Below are 26,543 nucleotides of genomic sequence, written 5' to 3' on the forward strand. Positions count from 1 at the left end.
TTTTCAGCATAGTTTTTATCAATATGTAGTTGTTCAAGCCCGAGTTCCGTTACAATACTATTTTTAAAAACACAAATTTAGGTTATCTCCGTGAAGTGGTTACAAATTCATATTACCGTTGATCAAGCTCAAGTCGATTTTACTGAAACCCTGCTCAACTCTTTAGGCGCTGTAAGCGTAACTTTGGATGATGCTGAAAATCAGGACTTACTTGAACCACTTCCAGGTGAAACTCCACTTTGGAATAAAGTCATTGTAACCGGTATATACGCCCAAGAAGAAGGCGAAGAAATTGACGTTAATGCTTTAACGACATTTATTACTGCACAAATGCCTGAAGCACCGTTACGCCATGAATTTCTTGAAGACCAAGAATGGGAACGTACTTGGATGGATGCCTATGAGCCCATTCAAATTGGTGAGAAATACTGGATTGTTCCAGAATGGATGGAAGCACCAGAAGCAGACGCTGTAAACATTAAGCTTGACCCAGGTCTAGCCTTCGGCACGGGCAACCATGCAAGTACATTCTTGTGCTTGCAATGGCTCGGTAAAACAGATCTAAAAGATAAAGTTGTCATCGACTATGGTTGTGGTTCAGGCATTTTAGGGGTTGCTGCACTGTTATTAGGTGCCAAAAAAGTATATGCCACAGATATTGATCCTCAGGCAGTGCTTGCAACCCAACAAAATGCTGAATTGAATGGGGTATTAGAGAATTTATTTGTGGGTCTACCTGATGAATTTAATGAAGAGTTTAAAGATCAAAAAGCGGATGTATTTGTCGCAAATATTCTTGCCGGCCCGCTTATGACACTTGCGCCTGAATTCGCAACTTTAATTAAATCTGAGGGAGAGTTCGCACTTGCTGGCATATTAGAAGAGCAAGTTGCTGATGTTTCTAGTGTTTATTCTGAGTTTTTTGCTATACTCCAAATCGAAAAACGTGATGAACATTGGTGCCGAATTTCGGGAAAACGCCAAAATATCCATTAAAATTTTGAATAGACCATGAGCGAAAAACAAACCTACTGCCCCAACTGTTTTACCAAGTACAAGGTCTCCGTGGCTCAACTGACAGTTGCTCGAGGCATGGTTTGTTGTGCAAAATGCTCGACAAATTTTAATGCGTTAACACATCTTGTAGTAGAAAAAGATCAACCTTCTTCTACTACAACAGCCTCTGCTTTCAATCTTGATAATAAAAATTCTCAATCACATCAAATCACGGCTGAGACTTTCATGGCAAGTCAGCACACAGAACCGCATTTATTAGATATTTTTGATCGCAAAGTAGAAAACTCCAATATTGATTTAAAAACCTATCTCAACAATTTAAATTATTTCAGCACAGATCCGATTGGCACCTACCCCGCACTTAATTGGTCTGAAAAATCAGAACCAGAACAAAAAATAAGTAGCTGGAACTACATGGTATGGGGCGCTGTAAATTTATGCCTGCTGGGTTTACTTATTTTTCAATTTTTTTGGTTTAACCCGAAAATTTTAAATAACAGCCCTGTCTTTAGTGCTTTGTTAAATACTGCATGTCAGGCATTTAATTGTTCACTCATGGAACAAAATTATCGACTCATATCAACCAATAAAGTTAAAGTAAAACAAATTTCCAATCAAAAGACGCAATTTACCGGTGAGCTCATCAATTACCATTCTAAAAGTTTGGCTCTACCGATCATCAAGGTAGATTTAAAAGATAAGGGAGAAATTATTTCTTCTTATTCTTTACAACCTTCTGAATATTTAATTGCTAGTCTTAAAGGATTACAACGAATTCCACAAAATAGTCCTTTTAAATTTAAGTTTAGCCTTCCTATTGAACGTAAAAGCTTTGATACCTATAGTTTAGAAATAATTAGACCTTAATATTGAAAAAAACTATTAAAAAAAACAAAAAAATGTAAAAAAAATGCAGTTTTCTTGCTCACTTTTTCTTAGACAATGCTATCATACGCGCCACGAAAGCTTTGTGCTGCAAACTCCTCAGTATTTTCACAACAATTAAAGTTTAGCTTATATGCGCTTTATTCTAATAATGCGTATTGAGTAGATTTTTTGTTTTGATTTTGGCCGGTAACAAATATTAAACTATTGTTACGCTTATTTTTTAACCAAAAACTGTCGAGTTGTGGCAAGCTAAATGTACAAGTTTTAGAACTTCCGTTTTAGGATCTAAAACGGTGTTCATTTAATTTTATATACCACTTTTATATATCTCTTTACCCAAGTGATATTTGATTTTTCGGATTAATTCGCATGAATAGCAAATCTCCTATTTTTACTGCACAATCTGATGTCGCTCTTCGTATTCACGTAGATCGCGCAGTTCGCCACTATTTTGCACAATTACAAGGCGAGCAACCTTCTCAGGTATATGACATGGTGCTGGCAGAAATGGAGAAACCTCTTCTATCTGTAGTTCTAGAATATACACGTGGAAATCAGACACGTGCTGCCGAGATTCTCGGACTCAACCGTGGTACTTTACGTAAAAAGTTAAAAGCTCACGGTTTAATGAGTGAATAAATGATAAAATGCTCACGGTTACCGTGGGCATTTTTTTTATCTTATGTTTTGCCCGCTGTTTTAATCTAGACCTTTAATATTGTTGACGAAAATCATGACTATTAAACGCGCATTAATCTCTGTATCTGATAAATCAGGGATCGTTGAATTTGCTAAAAACCTTGTAGCTCTTGGGGTGGAAATTTTATCTACTGGCGGTACATATAAGTTGCTTAAAGACAACAATATTGCTGTAGTAGAAGTTTCAGAGCACACTGGGTTCCCGGAAATGATGGATGGTCGTGTTAAAACACTACATCCTAAAATTCATGGGGGTATCTTAGCTCGCCGTGGTCTAGATGAAGCTGTGATGGCTGAACACAACATTGATGCTATTGATTTAGTGGTTGTGAACCTTTATCCATTTGCTGCAACTGTTGCAAAACCTAACTGTTCACTTGCTGATGCAATCGAAAATATCGACATCGGTGGCCCTACCATGGTTCGTGCTGCTGCGAAAAATCATGCCTCTGTAAGTATTGTGGTCAATGCTTTTGATTACGACACTGTGATTGCTGAAATGAAAGCAAACGGTGCGTTATCTCTTGAAACTCGTTTCGACTTAGCCGTTAAAGCATTTGAACATACTGCACAATACGATGGCATGATCGCTTCTTATCTCGGGGCTCGCGTAGGTAAGGAAGAAGGTCAAGCAGACAAATTTGCACGTACCTTCAATACACAATTGAATAAAGCACAAGATTTACGTTACGGTGAAAACCCGCATCAATCTGCTGCATTCTATGTAGAAGACACAGCAACTGAAGCCTCTGTTTCAACTGCAAAACAGTTACAAGGTAAAGAACTTTCTTATAACAACATCGCAGATACAGATGCAGCGCTTGAATGTGTGAAATCTTTCGCTAAACCTGCTTGTGTAATCGTTAAACATGCGAACCCATGTGGTGTTGCTGTTTCTCTTGACGGTATTCAAGCGGCTTATGATCTTGCTTATGCAACAGATCCTGAATCTGCTTTCGGTGGCATCATTGCATTCAACCGTGAGTTAGACGTAGTAACTGCACAAGCCATTGTTGATCGTCAATTCGTTGAAGTGATCATTGCACCAAGTATTGCTGATGGCGTACTTGAAGTGACTGGCGCGAAGAAAAACGTCCGTGTACTTGTATGTGGCGAGCTTCCAGCTATTGATGCACGTCAATCGCAACTTGATTACAAACGTGTGAATGGCGGTTTATTGGTTCAAGACCAAGACTTGGGCATGATCACTAAAGATGATCTTAAAGTTGTAACCAAAGTTGCGCCGACTGAAGCTGAAATCGACGATATGATTTTTGCCTGGAAAGTTGCGAAATACGTCAAATCGAATGCAATTGTTTATGCCAAAGGTCGTCAAACTATTGGTGTAGGCGCAGGTCAAATGAGCCGCGTAAACTCTGCTCGTATTGCTGCAATCAAAGCTGAACATGCTGGCTTGGTGGTTGAAGGTGCAGTTATGGCATCGGATGCATTCTTCCCATTCCGTGATGGTATTGATAACGCTGCGAAAGCAGGTATCAAATGCATCATTCAACCGGGCGGTTCTATGCGTGATGAAGAAACCATTGCAGCGGCTGATGAAGCTGGTATTGCGATGGTATTCACGGGCATGCGTCATTTCCGTCACTAAGTTGGCGAATTGATCATGACTTATTTACAGTCATACGTGCTACATAAAATAGATTCTTAAATCTTTCATAGAGTCCTCCTCCCCTTTGGGTTGAGGACTTTATGTTATTTCGATTCATGGAGTATGAACCGATGAATATTTTAGTTTTGGGTAATGGTGGTCGTGAACACGCACTTGCATGGAAAATCGCGCAAGACGATAAAGTAGCGAAAGTCTTTGTTGCTCCGGGCAATGCCGGCACAGCAACAGAAAACAAATGCGAAAATGTTGCACTCAACATTTTAGACAATGCTGCAATCATTACTTTTGCTCAAGAAAATGCAGTTGATTTAGTCATTGTTGGTCCAGAAGCACCGCTTGTAAACGGTGTAGTGGATGCTTGCCGTGCAGCTGATGTAAAAGTTTGGGGTCCAACTCAATTTGCGGCACAGCTTGAAGGCTCTAAAGCTTTCGCAAAACACTTCCTTAAACGCCATAACATTCCAACCGCATTTTATGATGTGTTCACAGAAGTAGATGCTGCCAAAGCATTTGTTGAAAAAAATGGTGCACCAATCGTCATCAAGGCAGATGGTCTTGCTGCAGGTAAAGGCGTCATCGTTGCCATGACCAATCAAGAAGCATTCGACGCCATTGATGATATGTTGGCAGGTAACAAATTTGGTGATGCAGGTTCTCGTGTTGTAATCGAAGAATTCCTTGCCGGTGAAGAAGCATCATTCATTTGTATGATTGATGGCGACAACATCCTGCCAATGGCGACCTCACAAGATCACAAACGTATCTTTGAAGGCGACCAAGGTCCAAACACTGGCGGTATGGGTGCCTACTCTCCTGCTCCTGTTGTGACTGCTGACGTTTTCGAAAAAGCAATGAATGAAGTAATGCGTCCGACTGTTGAAGGTATGAAAAAAGACGGTCACGTATACACAGGTTTCTTATACGCTGGCTTGATGATTGATGAACAAGGTCAACCGAAAGTGATCGAGTTCAACTGCCGTTTTGGTGACCCTGAAACTCAACCGATCATGATGCGTCTAAAATCATCCCTAGTAGATTTGGTTCAAGCAGGCCTCGAAGGTAATCTTCCTGCGGAAGCAGAATGGGATGAGCGTAAAACTGTTGGTATTGTGCTGGCATCTAAAGGCTATCCAGAAACATCTAGCAATGGTGATGTAATTTCAGGCCTCGACACTGAAATGACAGATGCGAAAGTATTCCACGCAGGTACGAAAGCCAATGGAAATGGCGACATTGTGACTGCTGGTGGTCGTGTACTTTGTGTGACTGCCCTAGGTAATACCATCGGTGAAGCACAAGCCAAAGCATTAGAACTTTGTGAAAAAGTGACTTTTGATGGTGTTCAATATCGTAAAGATATTGGCTATCGTGCGATTGCGCGTGAAAATGCTTAATCTTAATTTGAATTAAGTAAAAACCCCGCTGCGTGCGGGGTTTTTCTTACTTTGCAATAAGATAATTATTAGCTATTTGCTCAAATTTTTCTTTGTGTTTAAGAAGTTCATGGTAATAGTCATACAAAATAGGAATTTATCGTTATATGTTTGAACATCTACTTCAATTTTTTTATTTTTTTAATCTAAGGCATATATGATTTTGTCATGCAACTTATTCAAAGTTTTATATAGATCATTAAACTCATTAGATTCACCTTTATCTAAAACCCTCAATGCAACTTTGTGAAATTTCCCTAAATTTTTAACAAAAATTGTATACTCATCCATAATAAATTTATGTAAGTCTAAAGGTATGTTTTTTTCATTGTAAGGATAAAAATAACTCTTGGTTTCATTTATATAAATTAATCAATATATTTGACCTATTGACCTAGATACTTCATCTAAATATTCCAATGTATTAATCATTAAATCCCTTTTAACCATGAAATTGTTTTGCTCTTTCCATGCATTTAACAAAACAAAAGCAGATAATGGTGCAAAAAGTCCCGCTGACCAACCAAACATGGTTGCTATTGCTGTCCCCTTATCAACTGCTAATGGATAGATTAAAAAATAGGTTATAATTAACATGATAAAAATAATAGCTAGATAACTTATTATTAAGTCTTTTATGATCTTTTCCTTCATTTTTGCACTTATTATGATTTGAATTAAATTGATGATATCTTTAATCAAATTTAAATCAATCATTTAGACAATCTAGGATATATAGAATTTAAAAAAGATGATCAAAATATCAACCCCTCGGCTCATCCTCCGCCAATGGCAAGACTCATACACTGCTCCATTTATCAAAATGTGTGCACACGATAAAGTCATGCGCTATTTCCCAAATGAAGTTATCTCCAATGCAACCCGCTTCCATCAATGAATCACATATATCCATTTTTATGATTTAGATTGGATAAAATCTTATAAAGCTCACTATTTAAACATATTCATTAAAATCATAATTTCAATAAAATTAATCTATTGTTTTATGGATTAATTTATAAAAAATTTAAACTTTCTTATGCAAAATAAAGCTAAGTATAAGATTTATAATCACTATTACGCATATAGATTTATTGCTATGATGAGGCAAATTTTGATTGGATAAAAACGCAATCTTATTAATGAATACAATGATTTAAAAAACTATCATCATTTTAAATTATTATTCGACAGATTGCTGATTGCATAGCGTAATTTGTAAATTATATAGTGCTGCACATCTATCAGAGAAAAGTTTGGACATGATGACTGTCATCATGCCTTCGTTCTATACTGATTTCGATTCGACTTAGTCTCTTTAATAAATGATTCGTAAATTTAAAGCCAAAATTAAATTTACTTGGGATGAATACATGAAAAAGCTCCTTGGACTTGTTTTAGGCCTAACCGTTGGCTTGACAGGCTGCTCTAAACCAGAAGCACCTGCAACTGACGCGGCAAAAAATGATACCGCAAAAGAACAAACTGTAGTTATGGCATCGACGGGTTCAGATGCAGATATCTGGCGTTTTATTGCTACATTACCTGAAACCAAGCAAGCAGGTATTAAGCTTGAAGTGAAAAACTTCACTGATTATGTTGCCATGAATACTGCGGTAGCTAATAAAGAAGTCGATATCAATGCATTCCAGTCATATGCTTATTTGGTAGCATTCAATGCATCGAATAAAGACAAGATTGCACCCGTGTCTACCACTTACCTTGAGCCAATGGGTATTTACTCGAGCAAAGTAAAAAAAGTTGAAGAATTTGCCAATGGTGCAACCATTGCCATTCCAAACGATGCAGCAAATGAAGCACGTGCCCTGCTACTTCTTCAATCTGCAGGTCTGTTAAAACTTAAAGCTGACTTTAATCCTGCAACAGGCACTCCAAACGACATTACTGAAAATGCTAAAAAAATCGTGATTAAACCGATTCAAATGGCAACCGCTGTTCGCGTGAAAGATGAAGTAGATGCAATTGTTTTAGGCAATACGCTAGCGCTTGAAGGTGGCTTGAACGTACTGAAAGATTCGATCTACTATGAGCCAGTAGACCAAAGCACCAAGTTAAATGTAAATATTTTAGCGACTGCTGAATCACGTAAAGATGATCCTCTACTACAGAAAGTAGGTGCGTTGTATCATACTGAAGCTGTGAACAAATATGTTCAAGAACACTTTGGTGGCACTAAGGTTGATGTAAATAAACCAATTAGTTATTTAACTGAAACGAAATAGTAATATAATCATCTAAACCAAACAGGCAAAGACATTTTGCCTGTTTTTTATTTTCTGCCTAGTTTCTGACGATATGATTGAATTTAAAAACATTTCAAAGCACTATCAGCTCAAAGGTCAAACTATACGTGCCTTGGACCAAATTAATTTGGAAATTCCAGCAGGCAGTATTTTTGGCATTATTGGTTATAGTGGCGCGGGTAAAAGCACCTTAATTCGTTTGATTAATTTATTGGAACGACCGAATGAAGGTCAGGTAATTATTAATCAAAAAGATTTTACTGCTTTGGATGCACGCTCATTACGTCAAGAACGTGCAAATATCGGTATGATCTTTCAGCACTTCAATTTATTGCAAACCAAAACTGTCGCGGCAAATATTGAAATGCCACTGAAACTTTTGGGTGTAAGCAAGGTTGAACGTGAAAAGCGCTTAAACGAATTACTTGAGTTTATTGATCTCAAGCATAAAAAAGATGCTTTCCCCGATGAGCTTTCGGGCGGGCAGAAACAACGGGTCGGTATTGCCCGCGCACTTGCCAATCATCCCAAAATTTTACTCTGCGATGAAGCGACTTCTGCACTTGATCCACAAACCACCAAATCTGTTTTGGCTTTGCTCAAGAAGATTAATCAAGAACAGAACATCACCATTGTCATGGTGACCCATGAAATGGATGTCATTGAAACGGTGTGTGATTATGTCGCGGTGATGGAACAAGGTAAAGTGATTGAAACCGGTTCTACTCTGGAAATTTTTAGTCAGCCGCAGCATCCAACCACTAAAAACTTTATTCAAACGGTGCTTCAGCAACAGTTACCGGTCAATATTTTAAACAATCTCGAAAATCAGAATCATAACAGTATTTATTGCCTGCAATTTTTAGGCAAATCTGCTCAAGAAACTGTGGTACAAGCGGTAATTAAGAAATTTGATATTAGCTTAAATATCTTATTCGCCAATATGACTGAAATTAATGGCACCGTGATTGGACAGATGTTTATCCAATTGTTGGGTAATCCGGAAATCATTCAGCAAGCAATTGAATTTTTAGAACAAAATGGCGTGAAAGTTGAACATTCAGGAGCTCAAGTATGAGAGAATTAATCGTACAATGGCTCACTGAACTGACTGCACCGTTTTGGCAAAGTTCCCTGTCGATTGACCAGTTCGTTACGGCATTGCAAGAAACCTTTCACATGGTGTTCTTCGCCATGCTGTTCGGCGGAATTTGGGGCTTTATTCAGGGAATTGTATTATTGGTCACCCGACCTGAAGGGATCCTTCCCAATCGTGCGGTTTATCATATTTTAAACCCGATTGTAAATGCCCTCCGCTCGCTACCTTTCATCATCCTACTGATTGCGGTTATTCCATTAACTAAATTTTTAGTCGGTACTTCAATCGGCACCTGGGCAGCGATTGTTCCACTGACCATCTATATTGGTCCATATATGGGTCGCCTGATTGAAACCTCATTGCTTGAAGTGAATGAAGGGATCGTGGAATCTGCTCAAGCGATGGGTGCCACCCCATTACAGATTATTTTTAAGTTTATTTTGCCTGAATCACGCAGTTCACTGATTTTGAATTTAACCACTGCGACCATCAGTTTAATTGGCGCAACCGCAATGGCGGGTGCAGTCGGTGCCGGTGGTATTGGTGATTTGGCGATTTCATATGGCTATCAACGCTTTGATACCAGTGTGGTCATTTTAACCGTGATTGTGCTTCTACTCTTGGTGCAAATTGTTCAGACTGTGGGTGAATGGCTCGCCAAACTCAGATAAGTTAAGATAAATATTGATCAGGTCAAATCTTCAAAACCCTCAGTTAGAGGGTTTTTATTTGGCAAAAATATTCTGATTAAAAATAATGCAATTTTATATTTCATCAATAAAAACATCGGCTATAACCAATATTATGAGCAAAAACCTACTTGAAATTTGGTAAATATTAAGCCATTCCCACATTCAGAGCATGCTAAAATAGCCGTCAGTTTTTGCAGGGACTCATTTATGCACTTTGTTCATCTTGGTATACATACAGAATTTTCAATTACGGAATCGATCGTACGTATACCTGATCTTATTAAAGCTGCAGTGAATGATGAAATGCCAGCTTTGGCATTAACAGATCTGTCCAACTTGCATGCCGCAGTTAAATTTTATAAAAAATGCCTGGATAAGGGCATCAAACCGATTATGGGGAGTGTCATTCGCCTGAATGATGCAGACCACAAAGTAACGCTGCTTTCCATGACCAATAAAGGTTGGCGTAGTCTGACCGAAATCGTTTCGCGTGGTTTTATTGAGGGTCAGCAGCTTGATATTCCGTGCGTAAAAAAAGAATGGATACTTGAGCAGAGTCAAGACATCATTGTGCTGTTAGGCATGCACAGTGATGTAGGCAAAATGCTCAACTCATCGAATCCGCAAAAAGCTGAAGCATTATTGGAAGAATGGATTGAAAAATTTGGCAATCGAGTTTATTTAGCCCTCACCCGTACCGACCGTCCCGATGAAGAAAGTTTTATTGCAGGTGCGGTTAAGCTGGCCCAAAAATACAATATTGGGGTTGTGGCCCATAATGATGTGCATTTTATTGCAGCAACCGACTTCGAAGCACATGAAGCACGTGTCTGTATTGCCGATGGCTATGTGCTGGGTGATAACCGCCGTCCACGTTCTTACACACCTGAACAATATTTTAAAACTGCCGAGGAAATGACTGAACTGTTTTCAGACATTCCTACAGCGATTGAAAACACCTATCACATTGCCAAACGCTGTAATGTCAGCTTGCGTTTAGGCTTTAATGATCTTCCCGACTTCCCCATTCCCGAAGGTCATACCATTGATACCTTCTTTGAGCATATTTCTAAAGAAGGCTTGGAAGAACGCTTAAACTTTCTTTATCCCGTTGAAAAACGTGATGAAGACTGGCCTGAAATTCGCAAGGTTTATGATGAACGTCTAGCCTACGAAATTGGGACGATCCTAAACATGGGATTCCCTGGCTACTTCCTGATCGTGATGGACTTCATTCAGTGGTCGAAAAATAATGGCGTACCGGTAGGTCCGGGACGTGGTTCAGGTGCGGGTTCACTGGTGGCCTACAGTCTGAAAATTACCGATCTCGACCCCCTGCGCTATGACCTGCTGTTCGAACGCTTCTTGAACCCCGAACGTGTCTCAATGCCCGACTTTGACATCGACTTCTGTATTGCAGGTCGTGACCGGGTGATTGACTATGTGGCCCGTCATTACGGACGAGATGCAGTATCACAGATTGCCACTTTCGGCACCATGGCGGCAAAAGGTGCCATCCGAGATGTTGCGCGTGTACTGGGTAAATCTTATGGACTTGCAGACCGTATCTCCAAGTTAATCCCGACCAAGCCCTTAGGTGTAGACCTTCGTGCTGCCATCGACATGGAACCGCAGCTTAAAGATATCGTCACCAATCCATCCAATCCAGACAATGATGATGCGGCTGAAATCTGGGAAATGGCCCTCAAACTTGAAGGTATTACCCGTAATACCGGTAAACATGCCGGTGGTGTGGTGATTGCACCGGGTAAAATTACCGACTATTCAGCCGTCATGTGCGATGCAGATGGCACCAACCGCGTCGCCCAATTCGACAAAGACGATGTTGAATCAGCTGGTTTGGTCAAATTCGACTTCTTGGGTCTGCGTAACCTGACCGTAATTGAAGATGCGATTCAAAATATTAATAAACGCGTTGGACCGGAAAAAACCGTGGATATTGCGCATATTCCGCTAGACGATGCCAAAGCCTATTCGATATTCGCAAATGCCAATACCACAGCGATCTTCCAGTTTGAATCCGTCGGCATGAAAAAAATGCTGAAAGAGGCGCGTCCAAGCAAGTTCGAAGAAATTATCGCTTTCGTATCCTTGTACCGTCCGGGTCCAATGGATCTTATTCCTGACTTTATCCACCGTATGCATGGCGGTGAGTTTGAATATCTGCATCCCCTATTGGAAGGCGTGCTTGAGCCGACTTACGGGATCATGGTGTATCAGGAACAGGTTATGCAAGCTGCACAGTACTGTGCCGGTTATACCCTCGGTGGCGCGGATATGTTGCGTCGAGCCATGGGTAAAAAGAAACCTGAAGAAATGGTTAAGCAGCGTCAAATCTTTATTGAAGGTGCTGCAAAAAAAGACATTGATGAAGCCACAGCCAACCATATTTTTGACTATATGGAGAAGTTTGCAGGTTACGGTTTTAACAAATCACATGCGGCAGCTTACGCCTTAATTGCTTACCAAACAGCATGGTTAAAAGCCTATTATCCGTCTGAATTTATGGCAGCAGTACTCACTTCGGAAATGCAGAATACCGACAGTATTGTATTTTTGATTGATGACTGCCGAATTAATGGCTTAGAAGTGTTTCCACCTTCTATTAATATGTCTTTTTACCAGTTCCATGCCAGTGATGAAAAAACCATTGTTTACGGTCTAGGTGCCATTAAAGGCGTGGGTGAAGCAGCTATGCAATCGGTGATTGACTCACGTTTGCAGGATGGTCCTTACAAAGATTTATTCGATTTTTGCCACCGTATTGATTTGAAAAAAATCAATAAACGGACTTTGGAAGCCCTCATCCGTTCAGGTGCTCTAGACTGTTTGGGCATTGATCGTGCCAGTATTATGGCGCAGTTGCCTGAAGCGGTTCAAGCGGCTGAACAGGCACGCTCTAATCGCGAAACCGGAATTATGGATTTATTTGGTGAAGTTGAAGAAGTTCAACGCAAACCGTCTAAACCAGTAAAACCATGGTCAGATGAAGTTCGCCTTAAAGGCGAAAAAGACACGCTTGGCTTGTATCTCACCGGACATCCGATTGATGTTTATCGTCCAGAGTTAAAATCCTTTATTCCTGTACGAATTAATGAATTAACCCCGACCCGTCGCGGTATCACCACGGTATTTGCCGGACTGGTTGTGGATGTTGCCAACTTCCCGAACCGTATGATGGTGACTCTGGATGATGGTACGGCACGTATTGAAGTTTCTGCCAATCATGAACGCTTCCAGCGCTTTAAAGATGTCATTCAAGCTGACCGTGTGGTGGTGATTGAAGGCGAAATCTATGAGCGTGAAGGTTATGACCGTCCGATGGGACGTTTAACCAAGGCGTTCAGCCTGAATGAGATTCGTCAGAAACGTGCCAATAGCATTCAGATTAAACTGAATAGTGAACATCTGACCAAAACCCTGAGTCAGGATTTACAAAAGATTCTGATTCCATATTGTAATGTCGATATGTGTAATCACATTCCAATGCAATTACAGATTGATTATCCCTACGCTTCTGCGGAAGTTCATTTGGGACTGAATTGGAAAGTTGCGCCACAGGATGAACTGCTGGCGAAATTACGCGATTATTTTGGTAAAGATGTCATTCACATTGAATATCAAGTGAAATCCAAAGCTGCCAAGGCCGCGCATCATAGTAAGCCGGCATTCATTGCACCACCTCCTGCAAATGTCAGCATGGATGATGCGATGGATCTATATCAGGCTGAAGCTAATCAATATTCTTAATTTTTAAATATTTAAATTCAAATCGGACACATTATGAGTCAAGTTGACAATGCTGCTGTTTCAGCACATCTCTCCCATGTGCGTATTGTCATGGTCAATACCACATTACCCGCGAATATCGGTAGTGCTTTACGCGCTATGAAAACCATGGGCTTATGCAAACTGGTACTGGTTGAACCTAAAACCTATCCGCATCCGGACATCAATGCCCTAGCTGCAGGCGCTGTCGATTTAATTGAACAGATTGAAATTGTGCCTACATTAGAAGACGCAATTAAAGATTGTCATCTGGTTTTTGGTACCAGCGCCCGTAGCCGTACCATTCCGTGGCCTTTGCTAGATGCCCGTCCTGCTGCGGAAAAATCACTGAATGCTGTGGTCAAAGATCAACAGGAAATAGCGATTGTATTTGGTCGTGAAGACCGTGGCCTGACCAATGAGGAATTGGCGATGGCCAATTATCACGTCACCATTCCAGTCAATAACGATTATGGCGTATTGAACGTTGCCCAAGCCATTCAGGTGATTTGCTATGAAATGCGCATGGCGGCCATGGCATTGACCGAACAAAAAGAAAATCCTGAAGCGACGATGCATGTGACCGATGAAATTGACATGCAGTGGGATGAGCCATTGGTGACGCATGAACAAATGGAACAGTTCTACCCGCATATTGAAAAAATGTTGGCAGAAATTGAATTTATGGATCCAAAAAATCCACGTTTATTGCCTTTACGCTTGCGTCGTCTCTTTGGACGTATACAATTAGACCGTATGGAATATCATTTACTTCGTGGAATATTCACGCGCGTACAAGCGATGAATAGTGGTAAATGGAAAAAATCTACTGACAAAATAACAGATTCTTCAGAGGATCAACCTAATGCTTAAACAGCTCAGAGAAGACATAAAGGCTGTATTCGCGCGCGATCCTGCAGCTCGAAACACCTTAGAAGTTCTAACCACTTATCCAGGCATTCATGCACTGATTATGCATCGTATTGCCCATGAACTTTGGCAAAAAGAGTGTAAAGGCTCTGCTCGCCTGCTGTCTTCTTTTAGCCGTTTTGCCACAGGTATTGAAATTCACCCGGGTGCAAAAATTGGTCGCCGTTTCTTTATCGACCATGGCATGGGTGTGGTGATTGGTGAAACTGCTGAAATTGGTGATGATGTCACGCTTTATCACGGCGTGACCCTGGGCGGTACCACCTGGAATAAAGGTAAACGTCATCCCACCCTGGAAGATGGTGTGGTGGTGGGTGCCGGTGCAAAAATTCTTGGACCCTTTACCGTGGGTAAAAACTCTAAAGTCGGTTCCAATGCAGTCGTGACCAAAGAAGTTCCGCCGGATACCACAGCCGTTGGCAATCCAGCGCGCTTTATCACCAAAGACAAACCCAAAGATGATGAAGAAGCACGTCGCCGTGATTATGCAGAAAGCATTGGCTTCCAACCTTATGCTGCAACACAAGATCAGTCAGATCCGATTTTAGACGGTATGCGGGTTTTGCTGGACCGAATTCAACATAATGAAAAACGCATGAATACCTTGTGTCAGCGTTTATCTTTACTCGATCCTTCATTTAAAAAGCAGCACGACGAACAGCCTTTTAGTGTTGAAGAACTTAAAATTATTGAAGATGTACGCCGTGAATGTGAAGCGCAAAGCAGTCAATCCAAAGCCTAAAGTACTTATCTAAAAGATTAACAAGCGCTAACTTGCATGTTGATGCCAGTTTTTTTAGACTGATGAGCATGCAAGTTCGGTTTGTTGGCACTTCATTTATGTTTGTGACGGCGCATACTTTTAGCTGATATGAGATGAAGCAGGAATTTAGTTATTTTATAAATGAGTGCTTCGTAACGATATAGCAGTAAACACTAATCAATTTTAAAATTAAATGAATGGATGACCTATATGACCCTTAAGCCTTTGGCATGCACATTAATTGCTGTATCTTTATTATCCGCGTGTAGTACGACCCCTAAAAAAGATGAAAAGCAAAATAGTCCGATTATTTTCACTGAACCTGATTTGACTGCACCATTCTATGCACTGAATCCATTTAACTATGATGCTCCGCCTCCTTTTGAAATCGCTTTAAAACAAGCTGCAGTACAGCCTGTAAATAAAGTGGAAGTGAATCTTCAAAGTGATCCTTCCAAGAAAGTAACGTTAGATGTAAACAAGCTGATTATTCCTACCGTTAACAGCAATGAGCGTAATTTAAAATTTGCCGTACTTGCAGGTGAAAATGAAATTGATATCACTGAAATTGATGATTTCTTACAACTGGTTGAAGGTAAAGCACGTCATTACCCACCTCGTTTTACTGAGCGTCAAGAACGTAAAGGGTTTGAAGCAAAATTAAGAGAATTGACTCAACAGCTCGATACATTAGCATCTAGAGACAATGCGTCTTTTGATGTGCTGATTCGCGCATTTAAAGCTAGCGTGATGGCGCGTAACTTGGACTTGGGTTCAGTCTACACCACTAAATCTTTAACCTATGCACAACGTATTTTAAAAATTAATAAAGAAGATGCGGAAGCAAACTTCTGGTTTGGTTTTGGTTTATCCGAAGGTGGTGGTCAGCGTGAAGCAATTCCTTATTTAGATAAGGCGATGAAAGCGGGTGTTCAAGAAGCCTATCTCTCTGCGGCAAATAACTACATTGCCATGGAACAAAAGAAAAATGCGATTCAAACTTTGAAAAATTACAAAGTAAAATATCCGCAAGAAGCTGAAGTGGCTGACCGTTTAATTGCTGAAATTGAAAAGCAAGGTCGCTGGAATGTATGGCAAATCCTTACTCCACCTAAAGCATCTTAATTTTAATTAATGATTTAAATAGGCCGTCCAGTACGGTCTATTTTTATTTGGGTGAATTGAAAATTAGAAGAATTGTCGTATGATGAATAAAAATTCAAACAAATCCTTATTGCAGACTATTATTATGCCAAAACAGATATACAAAGTTTTATTTGCTGCGCTAGTCAGTAGTTATTTGCTGACAGGATGTCAAATCGTAAGTGTTAAAAGCCAAGCCATCAACGTCACCATCGCCAATGAACGAGAAAGCATACTCACCCGCAACAAATTGAGTGAAGCGAGTTTAAACGTGCTTTCAATGACAGGTCGTGAAGCAAAAATCTGCTCTGACGAACCTGAACAATGTGTGCAGGAACTGCAACAAATTCCCCAAATTCAAGATGAACAATTATTATCTACTGCCAGCGAAGTCTACTTAGCCAAAGCCTTAACCTTTGAAAATTCAAGTGATTGTAAGAGTGGAATATTAACTAGCACCAAATCACAAGAAAAACAGCAGCTCCAGCAACTGACTTATGATAAATGTTTGGACCAACAACTTTACATGCTGGATAAAAGTATTCGATACAGTTATGCCTATATGTTTAAAACAAAACGCGGTCCCCAAGACCGTATTTTTGATAACAGACAGGTTCAAATTCGTGACTTTTACAACTTAGCTTTGGCTAAACTGGTTTCCGCTTATGCGCTGCGTCACAAACCTACAGAAGTTGAACACCAGATTAAAGTTGGAAAAAGCATCTACAGCATTAACTTTGATTATTACCCACAGCTTAAAGAACAAAAAATTGAGCAATTGCTTTCAAGTTATAATTTGAATTTTTCAGGTTTACGCTCCATTAACCGCCGTGATGGTTTTGGTTCAGAATTTGTCGTCGTTTTACCCCAAGTTAAAGATGATATTGGCGAAGGTAAAAATAAATATATTATCGACCCGATGAATTTTAGCTACAAAAATGGCATCAATCCGAATATCCATCAGGCCCGTTATTTGGCAGCCACCATTACCGCGCAACCAAAATCTGCGACCAATATTGAGGACATTTTAACTAAGTCAGAGTTTGAACTAAAAGCCTTTGATCCTTACAAATATGAAAAAGTAACCATGGCCGGTAAGACCTACCCGCTTGCAGGTAACTTTTCGACTCCCTATGGTTTATGGCTGGCACAAAATAATCTAGGCAAAGCTGCCTACTTAACCCTGATTGATCGTGATAATCATCTCACTATGCCTCATTTATACATGCTCGAGCCTTACAACCCGAAGAAAAAAGTGATTGTATTAGTGCATGGTTTGGCCAGCAGTCCTGAAGCATGGATTCGACTGACCAATGATATTATGGGAGATGCGGTACTGCGAGAAAACTTTCAGGTATGGCAAGTATTCTATTCAACCAATATGCCGATTATTGAAAGTCGCTTTCAAATCTATGCCCTTCTTAACCAGGCTTTTGCACAAGTTGATTCCACAGCACCAGCCAAAAAAGATGCCGTTCTGATTGGACATAGTATGGGCGGTATTATTGCCCGGTTATTGGTAAGTGATGCGGATGTGACTAAAAAGGCTTTAGCCATGATGAATAATCGCCAATTAAATAAATACCAAAAATTACCGATCATTTCTCAGCGCTTAGTAATTAAAGATATTCCTAATTTCAGTCGTGCGATATTTCTTGCCACCCCGCATAAAGGAACCGATTATGCAGATCGCTGGTTTACCAAGGCAGCACGTAAAATTATTCGTATACCGGGTGCATTCTTGTCTGCCATCACTGACAGCATACAAACCCAGGATCTTGACGTTAAAGAGCTCTTAACCCAGATTGATCATGGTCTTATTCAAAATGGTCCAAGTGACTTAAGCCATCAGTCAAAATTTATGGAACTGACCAAAGACATTAACCCGCGTAAAGGCCTCATGTTCCATTCTATTATGGGCAACATCACCGACAGTGATGATCTGAATATCATTAGCGATGATGTCGTTACTTATCAAAGTGCTCACTTAGATGGAGCTGTTTCTGAAAAGATTATTAAAGGCGGACATTCTATTCAAGAAACACCAGAAGCCATTTTAGAATTACGTCGAATATTGCGCCTCCATCTCATCCAGTTAGGTTTACATAAACCTTAAGGATAAAGATTTACTAATCTCAGGCGATAATGTGGATAAAGCATTGTCGACTGATTTTCTATTAAATTTAATGTGAAGATATTTGCTTAGACTATTTCCAAGCATCATTAAAATAGTTCAGATGTAGCTTACTGATCTTCATTACAGCTATATTCAACCACCCTTAGTATCCTCATAAAAAAATAAAAAAACTGTTTCCTCATTTTTACGTATTTGTTGCAAAGCATTTTTCTCTACTCATGCAAATTTGATAAGATAAGCCACTCGAATGAAGTTAAATTTTTTGATGGACATGACGGGCCAGAAAATCAAAAAATATAAGCTGAATGTCTTAGTACTGAACTGACTTATTCTTCATGCAAAAAATTGAAATTGGTGAGACAGCCAAGTTTTTAGTGATTTAGATTTATTCAAATATTTAAGGATTTTACCTCAATGAGTTACCCGGAAATCATGGCTGATCTTTCCACTTTAACGCCCATGATGCAGCAATACATGAGCGTCAAAATGCAGCATCCTCACTCACTCATGTTTTACCGTATGGGTGACTTTTATGAGTTGTTTTTTGATGATGCGCATAAAGCTGCCAAATTACTGGGGATTACTTTAACCCATCGTGGCAAGGCCAAGGGTGAACCTATTCCTATGGCAGGCGTCCCTTACCATGCAGCTGAAGGTTATTTGGCACGTTTGGTCAAGAAAGGCGAAACCGTTGTCATTTGTGAACAGCTCGGTGAAGGCGATAGCGCAGGCACTCGCGGTAAAGCCCCTATGGAACGCGGTGTAGTCCGAATTATTACGCCCGGTACACTAACCGATGATGCGCTACTTAACAGTCATCAATCTTCCAATCTGGTCGCGCTTTGCATTCAACAAAATCAAATTGGTATTGCGTTGCTGGATTTAAGCGCAGGTATTTTTAAGGTTCAACAGCTAGACTTCCAACACGAGCAACTCGCGATTGAGCTTTCCCGCTTAATGCCAAGCGAGATTCTGGTGGATGAAGATATTGTTGATCCCAATATTATTGAGCAAATCAAAAAGCAACTTGAGTGCCCGGTCACCAAGCGTCCAAATGTCGATTTCAACGTCAATAATGCGCAAAAAACCTTATGTGATCAGTTGGCCGTATCGACACTGTCAGGTTTTGGGATTGATCATTTACCGCTTGCCAAAGCTGCCGCAGCCGCACTGATTCACTATGCCAAAGAAACCCAAAAAACGGCTTTACCGCATATCCGTTCCATTCAACTGGAACAAAGCACTGACTTTATTGCTTTAGATCCAGTCACGCGTCGCAATTTAGAGTTAGTCGAGCCATTGTTTGATCACGGCACCTCATTGTTTCAACTGATCAATGACTGTCAAACGGCTATGGGTGGGCGTTTACTCAGCCGTACCTTAATGCAGCCACTACGTGATACCAAGTTACTTGACGCGCGCCTTGATGCAACTGCAGCGATGCTCAATGGCTATCATGAATCACCAATTCGCTTGGTGCTGAAAGAGATTAGTGATATTGAACGTGTGCTGAGCCGTATTGCTTTAGGCAGTGCACGTCCACGTGATTTAGTCCAACTGCGTCAAGCCTGTGCGCAAATTCCTTTATTGCGCCATGCCATTCAGCCGATGACTCAGGCGAAACAATCTAGCTTAATTCAGCAACTGGATCATGAACTGGGTGATTTTAAGGGGTTATACCAACGCCTGATGTCTGCCATTGTTGAACATCCGCCGGTATTACTACGTGATGGCAATGTTATTGCAGAAGGCTTTGACAGTGAACTGGATGAACTGCGTAAAATCCGTGATCATGCCGGTCAGTTCCTGATTGATCTGGAAACCCAAGAGCGTGAAAATACTGGGGTTTCAACCCTGAAAATCGGTTATAACCGTGTTAGTGGCTACTACATTGAACTGACCCGCGCGCAAGCTGAGCAGGCACCAGATCACTACATTCGTCGCCAGACCTTAAAAAATGCAGAGCGCTATATCACACCGGAACTCAAGTCTTTTGAAGATAAAGTACTGTCCAGTGAGTCGCGTGCACTGGCGCGTGAAAAAATGCTGTTTGAAATGCTGCTGGATGAATTACGTCAGGACATCGGTAATTTACAAATGATGAGCAGTGCGATTGCGCAGATTGATATGCTGGCTAACTTTGCTCATCAGGCGCGTTTACGCAACTGGTCGCGTCCAGAATTCAGCCCTGAAATTGGGGTTAAAATTATCGCCGGTCGCCACCCTGTAGTTGAAGCCTTAAGCAAAACAGCTTTTACGCCAAACGATACCACTCTAGATTTTAACCACCGTATGGCCATTGTGACGGGGCCAAATATGGGCGGTAAATCGACCTTTATGCGTCAAACCGCACTGATTACTCTATTAGCTTACTGTGGATGCTATATACCGGCGAAATCTGCAGTATTAGGTCCAATTGATCGGGTCTTTACCCGTATTGGTTCAGCGGATGATTTATCCACCGGCAAATCGACCTTTATGGTTGAGATGACTGAAACTTCACAAATTCTGCATCATGCCACCAACCAGTCTCTGGTATTAATGGATGAGGTAGGACGCGGTACCAGTACTTATGATGGCTTATCTTTAGCTTGGGCTTGTGTAATCGACCTAAGCAAACGGATTAAATGCCTGTGCTTATTTGCGACCCATTATTTTGAACTCACGGAACTCGGCAAAGAATCTGGCATCGATAACTACCATGTTACCGCCAAAGAATTAAATGGCAATTTAATTTTATTGCATAAAGTTCAGCATGGACCAGCCAGTCAAAGTCATGGTCTGCAAGTGGCGAAATTAGCCGGTATTCCTGCCAGCGTAATTAAAGAAGCCCAAAATCGCTTAAAGATTTTGGAAAAACAGCAACATCGACAACTCAATAAAGCGGTACAAAATGATTTATTCAGTGGGGCGGATGAGTCTTCCATTCAGGTGATTGAACGTGTTGTGGAAGTGGAAAAAGATGTGCCTGCGCTGAATCTGTTAAGAGCTTTAGATGTCGATAATCTTTCACCCCGTGAAGCACTACAACAAATTTATGCTTTGAAAGATGCGCTAGAGGCTTAATTTAAAAGCGTACTGAATAAGAAAAAGGCTTCTAAATAGGAGTCTTTTTCATTTATATCCCACTTTTAGGCAGATATTCAGTTTTTTATTAAAATTAACAGCCCTATATATAACAAATATCAATAAAAGCAATTGTTACTTACATGCATTTTTGCCTAAAATACAGCAAGAGTAATTAGAACCATATTTTTTAGGTAGCTGTCGCCATGACCTTTGTTGTCACTGAAAATTGTATTAAATGTAAATACCAAGACTGCGTAGAAGTTTGTCCAGTGGATTGTTTCTACGAAGGTCCAAATTTCCTCGTCATCAACCCTGATGAATGTATCGACTGCGCACTGTGCGAACCTGAATGTCCTGCGAATGCTATTTTCTCGGAAGATGAATTACCAGAAGGTCAAGAAGTCTTTATTGAACTGAATACTGAACTTTCACAAAAATGGCCAAATATTACTCAGATCGGTGATCAACCTGCCGACCGTGAAGAATGGAATGGTAAAACTGACAAGTTACAATACTTGGAAAAATAACAGTATTTTTAAACTAAAAAAAAGATCAGCAATTGCTGATCTTTTTTTATACCTAAAACACACATTTGATTGCAATATTTTCAAATTTTATCCCTTAATTTAGATTAAAATAGTACAGGTATCTATAAATATTTGATTTCTATAATGAAGCATTTTCTAAAGGGATTAATCGGGTTCGGTTTAATCCCGCTTGTCATGATTGGATGTACGACATCTCCTCAGAAACAAGGACGTACCACCACGACTCCCGATGGAAAACGGATCTTCATTCCACAAGAACGTATCATTATTGAACGCTCTGTTCCGCCTAAAACAGTTCCTTATGCTTATAATGCTTGGGTGGCTATAGGCGATAATTTGCGACGCGTACGCGAATATGAAGTGTTTCTTGAACGTAATGGCGTGGGCAATATCATTCCCAGTTTTGAACTGATGCGTACAGCACGTGATTGGCAAAAATGCGCCCGTTCTCAATACATGATTCCAAACCGTGAATTGTGGGACAACCAAATTTCAACTTTGCGTGTATTTAAATATCTGGTGGCAGCCAAAGTTCTCACAGACTTTGAAGTCACTTCAGTTTACCGTGATTTACCACTGAATCAGTGTGCCGGCGGGGCAAATTCATCTCGTCATTTATTTAACTCTGCGATCGATTTTCGTATTGGCCCTGCTTATCCTCAGGCTGAAGATTATGCTTACATCGAAAACTCCAAATTTAAATTATGCCAATTCTGGGCGCAACATGGTCAAAGCCTGAATATGGGACTTGGACTCTATGCTTCAGGTCAAATCCATATTGATACCCAAGGTTATCGTACTTGGGGACCTGATTTATCGCGTCATTCATCTATGTGTAATTACTAGGGGCTAGTTCAGATAAAAAGAGATCTTGATGATCTCTTTTTTATTGCCCTATTTTCAATAAACCTAAAGGATAAATTGCACTCTGAATGGAAAGGTTTAAAATGCTTGCATCGCAACAAAGGTGACGAAGCTATGCAAAAAATGTGGACAGAGATTGATGCTTACATCGATTCACATTTAATTCCAGAAGACCCTATTCTTCTACAAACTTTAAAAAACACCGAAGAAAAAGGTTTTCCAGATCACCTTGCAGTCGCTCCCAATCAGGGTATGCTACTGCAAATGCTCATTCAGATGAACAAGTGTAAGCGTGTACTCGAACTCGGTACTTTTGCAGCTTACAGCACCATATGGCTGGCTCGTGCACTGCCTGAAGATGGGTACATCTTAACCATTGAAGGTCGCGACACACATGCAGCTTTGGGTCAAGAAAATATCGACAATGCCAAACTTCCGCAAACGATAGACCTGAAAGTTGGACGGGCAGCTGATGTATTAAAATCCTTGCCTGCTGACTTCGAAGCTTTCGATTTCATCTTTATTGATGCCGATAAACAGAGTTACCCTGAATATTTAGAATTAAGCTTGGACTTGTCTCATTCAGGAACCATTATCGTGCTCGATAATGTCATTCGTGCTGGCGATATCATCAATCCTGAAAATCACAAACCGAGCATTGAAGGTATCCGAGAAATGTTTGTCGCTTTACAAAACCATCCTCGAATCCTGTCTTGTACTGCCTTACAAACAGTAGGCAGCAAGGGGCACGATGGCTTTGCACTGGCTATAGTGAAATAATTTGACACAAAGATCAAAAAACAATCGTACTGTTTTTTTATTTATTTATTAACAATTTACACAGACTGTCCATATAGTTATCCACAAGTTATGCGGATAACTATGACTGATTTTTAATCACACGTTATAAACAACAATTTTGCTTATTTTACCACCAGTAACGGCACAGTTGAATTTCGGAAAATAGTCGTTGCAACACTGCCCAAAAAGAACTGGTGAATTTTACTGTGACTAAATGCACCGAGTACAATCAGTCGTATCTCATGTTCACTCTGATATTCAAGTATATTTTCAGCAACATCACCATAACGATATTCCATGACCACATCTAGCCCAGCATTTCTTAAATATTGTGCAGGTTCATTTAATATTTCCGGATGGTCACCCACATAGAGTACATGGCACTGTAACAGTCTTAACAAATCACTTTGTGCAATTCTTTTCATTAGATTGACGCAGGTGGGTGAATATTCATAGGCGAAAATAAATCGCGTCGGTGGCTTAAAGTTCTCACCTACAGTCATTACTGTACAATTTATCCCGCGAATAAAGTTTTCAACATTACTGCCAATGGGTTTATTCCGCTCTGCAGAGCGCTCCCCGACTCGACCAATAATCGCAATGTCGTCATCTCTGAGCACATTAAAACTTTGCTCTAAAAAATCGCCTTTTTCTTGTAGATGTGAAGCAGTTAAACCATATTTTTGCTGAATCATTTCGCTAATATGATCGAGTAAATTATTACTATAATTCAGTGCCAATTCGCTTTGTTTTTGTTCAAGTTCAGCCAGCTCTTTGAGTAACATTGCATTACTTTCAAAGCCTATTACTCCACTTATTTCCCCCAAGTGATAACTGGCAGGGTAATAATCTAAAACCTGTAATAACACCAATTCACGCTGAGTCTGCTTCGCAACCCATGCTGCAGCTTCAGCAACCGCATTTACGCATGGAGAAGAATCAATACAAGCGATTACACGTTTCATTTTATTTTCGCCTCGCTTTTCGCCGTTGAAGGCTTTAAGTCTATTTGTTACTTTTAACTTAGCACATCTCTTTCCTACTGTGCATGCTTTTATGTAATCACAACTTACGATGATATCTATCTTAATTTTATTGAATTTTTTTTAATCTCGATATCGAATAAATCTGGCAGGATTGCCCGCAACGACCGCTTTGGGTTCTATATCTTTAGTCACCATGCTATTCATTCCCACCACCGCATGCGATCCAATGCTTATGCCATCCTTCACACCCACATGTGCACCTAGCCACACATCTTGCCCAACTTCTATACCTTGTGAACGCACTGGTTGTTGGTAAATCGGCTGCTCTAATTCCATACCATGGTCAAAAGCATACAAATGACAATATGCAGCGATGCGGACTTGATCATGTAGTTTGATCCCTCTGCGTCCACCATCAAGAATGCAGTGGTGGTTAATCGCTACTTCATTGCCTATTTCTAATGGTCCATGCAAAGTACAATCTGCTGCAATAAAGGTATTATCGCCAATCACAATTTTTCGCCCCGGCTCGGCAAAAATATGCGCCAAGGGTGAAATGAAACAGTTTTCACCAATCTCGACCGTTTCCATTTGCATTAAATAGGCCTGATATTCTTTTTGCCATGCTTCGGCCCAATCCCGATTTTTTGGTTTTAATGACCAATATAACCACGGCATATAATTCAAACGGTGCCTATGCTGTTCACGATATTTTAACAGTGGATCTTGTTCAGTCATCCTGTGGCTCTTCTACAATTTTGAGTTGTTCACGACCGCGCGTCACATCCTGAATTTTTAATGACAAGGGTTCAATTTGATGAATTTGTAGTAAAGCTTCGACCTGAACTCCCGTTGCGGTATAGTCTGCTTTAAATTCGACCTGCTGTTGATCAAGTTCATATTGAAAGATCGACCATTCATTAAACTGACAGACAAAACTGACTTTTTTCTTTTCAATCAGTTCAATTTTTTCGGTCAGTAATAAACATTGCCCTGCACAGCCACCATAAGCGCGAACCAAGCCGCCTGTTCCGAGTTTGATACCACCGTACCAGCGATTGACCAGAACCAGAATATTGGTTAATTCATTGCCTTCAATAGTGGCTAGAATCGGCCTTCCTGCAGTTCCAGATGGCTCTCCATCATCATTAAACCGGACATTGTATCCAATTTTCCATGCCCAACATTGATGTGTGGTACTAAGATCCTTATGAGTCTCCAAAAAATCCTTGACCGCCTGTTCATTTTCGACAGGTACAGCAATGGCTTGGAAGCGACTTTTTTTGATGTCTTCTTCAAATGAAACAAGTGAGGCAATCGTAAATGGCATAAATCTGACAATAAAAAAATCAATATAAAATTATAACGTGTTTTAAAACATCTGTAGCCAACTTGAATCAGCATTTGAGCTGCAACACCCTCCAACAGATCCAGTATGCTCCAGTATGCTCCAGTATGCTCCAGTATTAGGAGCAATGAGCGCTTAGAAAAATTTACGCGAGTTAAAGTATTAATCCAATCGCTTTATGATTGAGTGAGGTAAATATATTTCATTGTGTAACTAAACTGTAAGAATTCTTTCTTCCTCGGAAACAATGTCTGAAACTATAATGGTGAAAGCATAACGTGGGCTTAGTAAACATAATTGTTGAGCCAGTTATTTATTAACTTACTTTCTATATCGAATAAATAATTTTAATCCTATTGTTTTCTATTGAAGCAATAAATTTTTATAAATTAAATTTATATAAAAAAATTTAGTTACTTTGATTAATATAAATTAAACATACM

At 40.1% G+C, this 26,543-nt stretch carries 21 protein-coding genes and 1 pseudogene; 18 read left to right on the forward strand and 4 right to left on the reverse strand.

Features of this window, described 5'->3' with window-relative positions:
• The first annotated feature begins 90 nt into the window (after window positions 1-90).
• The 5 genes from prmA to purD all read left to right on the forward strand — a co-directional run bounded on the left by prmA (window position 91) and on the right by purD (window position 5,628).
• Window positions 91-996: a 50S ribosomal protein L11 methyltransferase gene (prmA, locus tag E0H89_RS03895; protein WP_131214618.1), complete on the forward strand. Its 906-nt coding sequence runs from the start codon at window positions 91-93 to the stop codon at window positions 994-996.
• 15 nt (window positions 997-1,011) lie between these two features.
• Window positions 1,012-1,884 (forward strand): DUF3426 domain-containing protein, encoded by an 873-nt coding sequence (locus tag E0H89_RS03900; protein ID WP_131214620.1) that lies wholly within the window; start codon window positions 1,012-1,014, stop codon window positions 1,882-1,884.
• Window positions 1,885-2,274: 390 nt separating this feature from the next.
• Window positions 2,275-2,544 carry a DNA-binding transcriptional regulator Fis gene (gene fis / locus E0H89_RS03905; RefSeq protein WP_001086304.1) on the forward strand — a complete coding sequence of 90 codons (270 nt, stop codon included), beginning with the start codon at window positions 2,275-2,277 and terminating at the stop codon, window positions 2,542-2,544.
• 94 nt (window positions 2,545-2,638) lie between these two features.
• Complete coding sequence (gene purH, locus E0H89_RS03910; protein WP_131214622.1) at window positions 2,639-4,213, forward strand: bifunctional phosphoribosylaminoimidazolecarboxamide formyltransferase/IMP cyclohydrolase; 1,575 nt, start codon at window positions 2,639-2,641, stop codon at window positions 4,211-4,213.
• Between the two features lie 131 nt (window positions 4,214-4,344).
• Entirely contained in the window at window positions 4,345-5,628 is a 1,284-nt protein-coding gene (gene purD / locus E0H89_RS03915; RefSeq protein ID WP_131214624.1) for a phosphoribosylamine--glycine ligase, read from the forward strand.
• Between the two features lie 411 nt (window positions 5,629-6,039).
• On the opposite strand, the gene E0H89_RS16650 is transcribed toward purD, so the two are convergent.
• A complete protein-coding gene (locus E0H89_RS16650; protein WP_250697828.1) occupies window positions 6,040-6,384 on the reverse strand; it encodes a hypothetical protein in 345 nt (114 codons plus the stop codon).
• A 34-nt stretch (window positions 6,385-6,418) separates the two neighbouring features.
• On the opposite strand from E0H89_RS16650, the pseudogene E0H89_RS16655 reads away from it, so the two are divergent.
• From E0H89_RS16655 to E0H89_RS03985, 13 genes and pseudogenes are all read left to right on the forward strand, one after another.
• Window positions 6,419-6,556 (forward strand): annotated as a pseudogene (locus tag E0H89_RS16655) (GNAT family N-acetyltransferase); the annotation flags it as partial.
• A 484-nt stretch (window positions 6,557-7,040) separates the two neighbouring features.
• On the forward strand, window positions 7,041-7,910 hold the full coding sequence (locus E0H89_RS03930) for a MetQ/NlpA family ABC transporter substrate-binding protein (RefSeq protein WP_131214626.1): 870 nt from the start codon (window positions 7,041-7,043) through the stop codon (window positions 7,908-7,910).
• 73 nt (window positions 7,911-7,983) lie between these two features.
• On the forward strand, window positions 7,984-9,009 hold the full coding sequence (locus E0H89_RS03935; protein ID WP_131214628.1) for a methionine ABC transporter ATP-binding protein: 1,026 nt from the start codon (window positions 7,984-7,986) through the stop codon (window positions 9,007-9,009).
• On the forward strand, window positions 9,006-9,701 hold the full coding sequence (locus E0H89_RS03940; RefSeq protein WP_131214630.1) for a methionine ABC transporter permease: 696 nt from the start codon (window positions 9,006-9,008) through the stop codon (window positions 9,699-9,701). The genes E0H89_RS03935 and E0H89_RS03940 overlap by 4 nt, the downstream gene beginning before the upstream one ends.
• Window positions 9,702-9,929: 228 nt before the next feature.
• A complete protein-coding gene (gene dnaE, locus E0H89_RS03945) occupies window positions 9,930-13,493 on the forward strand; it encodes a DNA polymerase III subunit alpha (protein WP_131214632.1) in 3,564 nt (1,187 codons plus the stop codon).
• 33 nt (window positions 13,494-13,526) lie between these two features.
• Complete coding sequence (locus E0H89_RS03950) at window positions 13,527-14,384, forward strand: RNA methyltransferase (RefSeq protein WP_131214635.1); 858 nt, start codon at window positions 13,527-13,529, stop codon at window positions 14,382-14,384.
• Window positions 14,377-15,183 (forward strand): serine O-acetyltransferase, encoded by an 807-nt coding sequence (gene cysE, locus E0H89_RS03955; protein ID WP_131214637.1) that lies wholly within the window; start codon window positions 14,377-14,379, stop codon window positions 15,181-15,183. Before E0H89_RS03950 ends, cysE begins: the two co-directional genes overlap by 8 nt.
• Window positions 15,184-15,414: 231 nt before the next feature.
• On the forward strand, window positions 15,415-16,329 hold the full coding sequence (locus E0H89_RS03960; RefSeq protein WP_131214639.1) for an ABUW_2363 family tetratricopeptide repeat lipoprotein: 915 nt from the start codon (window positions 15,415-15,417) through the stop codon (window positions 16,327-16,329).
• A 124-nt stretch (window positions 16,330-16,453) separates the two neighbouring features.
• Window positions 16,454-18,463 carry an esterase/lipase family protein gene (locus E0H89_RS03965; protein ID WP_131214641.1) on the forward strand — a complete coding sequence of 670 codons (2,010 nt, stop codon included), beginning with the start codon at window positions 16,454-16,456 and terminating at the stop codon, window positions 18,461-18,463.
• Between the two features lie 435 nt (window positions 18,464-18,898).
• The gene (gene mutS / locus E0H89_RS03970; RefSeq protein ID WP_131214643.1) at window positions 18,899-21,550 is read left to right on the forward strand and encodes a DNA mismatch repair protein MutS; all 2,652 of its coding nucleotides are present in this window, start codon (window positions 18,899-18,901) and stop codon (window positions 21,548-21,550) included.
• 206 nt (window positions 21,551-21,756) lie between these two features.
• Complete coding sequence (fdxA, locus tag E0H89_RS03975; protein ID WP_053580096.1) at window positions 21,757-22,080, forward strand: ferredoxin FdxA; 324 nt, start codon at window positions 21,757-21,759, stop codon at window positions 22,078-22,080.
• A 144-nt stretch (window positions 22,081-22,224) separates the two neighbouring features.
• On the forward strand, window positions 22,225-22,947 hold the full coding sequence (locus tag E0H89_RS03980) for a D-Ala-D-Ala carboxypeptidase family metallohydrolase (RefSeq protein ID WP_131214645.1): 723 nt from the start codon (window positions 22,225-22,227) through the stop codon (window positions 22,945-22,947).
• A gap of 132 nt (window positions 22,948-23,079) precedes the next feature.
• Window positions 23,080-23,745, forward strand: a complete 666-nt coding sequence (locus E0H89_RS03985; protein ID WP_131214647.1) for an O-methyltransferase — start codon at window positions 23,080-23,082, stop codon at window positions 23,743-23,745.
• 143 nt (window positions 23,746-23,888) lie between these two features.
• Here the strand turns inward: E0H89_RS03985 and E0H89_RS03990 are convergent, their stop codons facing one another.
• The 3 genes from E0H89_RS03990 to E0H89_RS04000 form a co-directional block, all read right to left on the reverse strand.
• Complete coding sequence (locus tag E0H89_RS03990) at window positions 23,889-24,731, reverse strand: universal stress protein (RefSeq protein WP_131214649.1); 843 nt, start codon at window positions 24,729-24,731, stop codon at window positions 23,889-23,891.
• A 141-nt stretch (window positions 24,732-24,872) separates the two neighbouring features.
• The gene (locus E0H89_RS03995; RefSeq protein ID WP_131214651.1) at window positions 24,873-25,490 is read right to left on the reverse strand and encodes a DapH/DapD/GlmU-related protein; all 618 of its coding nucleotides are present in this window, start codon (window positions 25,488-25,490) and stop codon (window positions 24,873-24,875) included.
• Window positions 25,483-26,082 carry an IMPACT family protein gene (locus tag E0H89_RS04000; RefSeq protein WP_131214654.1) on the reverse strand — a complete coding sequence of 200 codons (600 nt, stop codon included), beginning with the start codon at window positions 26,080-26,082 and terminating at the stop codon, window positions 25,483-25,485. Before E0H89_RS04000 ends, E0H89_RS03995 begins: the two co-directional genes overlap by 8 nt.
• Window positions 26,083-26,543: the final 461 nt, after the last annotated feature.

The organism is Acinetobacter sp. ANC 3781 (genome assembly GCF_004331285.1).
Lineage (GTDB): Bacteria > Pseudomonadota > Gammaproteobacteria > Pseudomonadales > Moraxellaceae > Acinetobacter.